General features: G+C 69.6%; 2 protein-coding genes. One reads left to right on the top strand and one right to left on the bottom strand.

The window, feature by feature from the left end:
• Nucleotides 1-1,526: GMC family oxidoreductase (locus AC1DQP_RS18945; protein WP_478052249.1), on the bottom strand; the 1,526-nt coding region annotated here is incomplete at its 3' end.
• Nucleotides 1,527-1,742: 216 nt separating this feature from the next.
• Between AC1DQP_RS18945 and AC1DQP_RS18940 the strand changes: the two genes are divergently transcribed.
• The coding region (locus AC1DQP_RS18940) for an NTP/NDP exchange transporter (RefSeq protein ID WP_478052248.1) at nucleotides 1,743-2,915 on the top strand (1,173 nt) is incomplete at its 3' end.

Here is a 2,915-nt window from a genome sequence, read left to right as displayed (position 1 = left end):
TTGGTGTTGCCGCTGACCAGGCTCGGCATCACCGAGGCATCCACCACCCGCAGCCGGCGCAGTCCGCGCACGCGCAGCTGCGGATCGACCACCGCGTCGGCGTGGATGCCCATCGCGCAGGTGCCGACCGGGTGGTAGATGGTTTCGGCCTTGGCGCGGATGAAGGCGGTCAACGCCGCATCGTCCAGGTCCTGCCGGGGCGGGAAGATCGGTGCGCCGCGCCAGCGATCGAAGGCCGGTTGGCGCAGGATCGCCGCAGACATGCGCACGCATTCCTTCATCATCGCCAGGTCGGCGCCGTCGGCATCGCTGAGGTAGTTGGCTTCGATCCGCGGCGCGGACGCCGCGTCGGCATCGCGCAGCAGGATCCGGCCGCGGCTGCGCGGATGCAGGGCGCAGGCATGCAGCGTGTAGCCATCGCCGGGGAGTCGGTGACGGCCGTGGTTGTCCAGCATGGCCGGCACGAAGTGGAACTGCACGTCGGCGCGCGCGTCGGTGGCCAAGGCCGAGCGCGCGAAACCGCCGGCTTCGGCGATGTTGCTGCTGCCGGCGCCGCGACGGCCGCGCAGGAAATAGTCGACGGCGATGCGCGCCTGGTTGGCGCGGTCGTAGCTCACCCCCGGCAGGGTGTGCACCAGGGTGCAGATGTCCAGGTGGTCCTGCAGGTTGCCGCCGACCCCGGGCAGGTCGGCGCGCACGCTGATGCCATGCCTGCGCAGCGGCGTGGCCGCGCCGATCCCGGACAGCATCAGCAACTGGGGTGAATGGATCGCGCCGGCACTGAGGATCACCTCGCCGCTCGCGGCGGCATGCCGATGCTGGCGGCCCTGGTGGAAAAACACGCCGCTGGCGGCGTCGCCGCTGAAGCTCAGCGCGGTGGCACGCGCGCCGGTAAGCACGGTCAGGTTGCGCCGACCGCGCGCGGGGCGCAGGTAGGCGGTGGCGGTGGAACACCGGGCGCCTTCGCGCTGGGTGACCTGGTACAGGCCGACGCCGAGCTGCGCAGCGCCGTTGAAGTCATCGTTGCGTGCGTGCCCGGCCTGCACGGCCGCATCGAGGAAGGCGGCCGAGAGGGGGTTGTGGTGGCGCAGGTCGGACACCGACAGCGGCCCGGCGTCGCCATGCAGCGCGCTGCCGCCGCGGCTGTTGGATTCGCTGTGCAGGAACCACGGCAGCACCTGCGCCCATTCCCAACCGCTGGCACCGGCGGCGGCCCAACCGTCGTAGTCGGCGGCCACCCCGCGCACGTAGCACATCGCGTTGATCGAACTGGAGCCGCCCAGCACCTTGCCGCGCGGCCACCACAGCCGGCGTCCGTCCAGTGCCGGCTCGGTTTCGGTTTCCAGGTTCCAGTTGATGCGCCGGTTGTTGACCAGCCGGGCCAGTCCGGCCGGCATGTGGATGAACGGGTTGCGGTCGCGCGGACCGGCCTCCAGCAGCAGCACCCGGCAGCGCGGATCGGCACTGAGGCGGTTGGCCAGTACGCAGCCGGCCGAGCCGGCGCCCACGATGATGTAGTCGTACATGGTTCCCCTCGAATACGGACCGCTCCCCAACGGTGCCCTGCGAGCATAGGGCAGGGCGGCCGGTAGCGGGGACGGGATGACAGCCACGCTGCGTTGCGTGCATGGCCCTGCCGGAGACTGGCGATGTTGCGGTGCATCGTTTACCTTGCGGGCTCTGCTGCCTGGAGTCGCCACGATGCCGCCGTTGTCACGCCGCCCGGACCGGGAGTGGGTGCGATGAGTGCTGCAGCACCGGCACCGGTACGTCCGGGGCTGCGCGGGGCGCTGCGGCAATCCCCTCCGCTGATCTGGGCATGCCTGTACTTCTTCTGCCTGCTCAGCGGCTACTACGTGCTGCGCCCGGTGCGCGAGGCGATGGCCGCTTCGTCCGATCCGCAGGCGGTGTTCCCGCCGGTGCTGATCAACTGGTTCAGTGCGCATGGCATCGCRCTGCAGGACTTCGTATTGCAGGTCCTGTTCACCTGCGTGTTCCTGATCATGCTGGTGCTGCAGCCGCTGTACGGCGCGGTGGTCAGCAGCTACCCGCGCCGGGTGTTCCTGCCGGCGGTCTATGGTTTCTTCATCGTCTCCCTGTTGGGCTTCTATCTGCTGTTCGACAGTGGCGTCCCCGGGCGCGGCATGGCGTTCTTCTTCTGGGCCGCGGTGTTCAACCTGTTTGCGGTCGCCGTGTTCTGGAGCTTCATGGCCGACGTGTTCTCCAACACGCAGGCGCGCGCGGTGTACGGCTACATCGGTGCGGCCGGCACCCTCGGTGCCTTCCTGGGCCCGATCATCACCTCGGCGCTGGTGCAGCGGGTCGGCATCGCCAACTTGATGCTGGTCTCGGCGGGATTCCTCACCGCCTGCCTGGGGTGCATCTGGCGGCTGCGGTTGTGGGCCGTGGCGCGGGAGCAGGAACAACAGCTGGCCTCGGGTGAGACCCCGATGGGCGGCAGCGTGCTCGACGGCCTCAAACTGATCGCGCGCGAGCCGCTGCTGCGCTGGCTGGCGGTGCTGGTGCTGTTCGGGGTGGGCATCGGGACGCTGCTGTACAACGAGCAGGCGGCGATCGTGCGCCGTCTGTAMACCGACCCGGCGGCCAGCACCGCGTTCTTCTCGCGGGTGGACCTGGCAGTCAATGCGTTGACCCTGATCCTGCAGCTGGGCCTGACCCGCTGGCTGCTGTCGCGCCACGGCATCGCCCCGGCGCTGTTGATCCCCGGCTTTGCGATCATCATCGGCTTCTCGGTGCTGGCCGCTTCGCCGTTGCCGATGCTGGTGGCGCTGGTGCAGATCATGACCCGCGCCAGCGAGTTCTCGCTGGCCAAGCCCGCGCGCGAGACGATCTTCACCCGTGTGGACCGCCAGTGGCGCTACAAGGCCGGCGCGGCGATCGACACCGTGGTGTAC

The sequence above is a fragment of the Stenotrophomonas sp. P5_A8 genome, assembly GCF_056400545.1.
The sequence above is the reverse complement of the archived record's forward strand: the minus strand, read 5'-3'. Positions and strand labels throughout refer to the sequence as shown.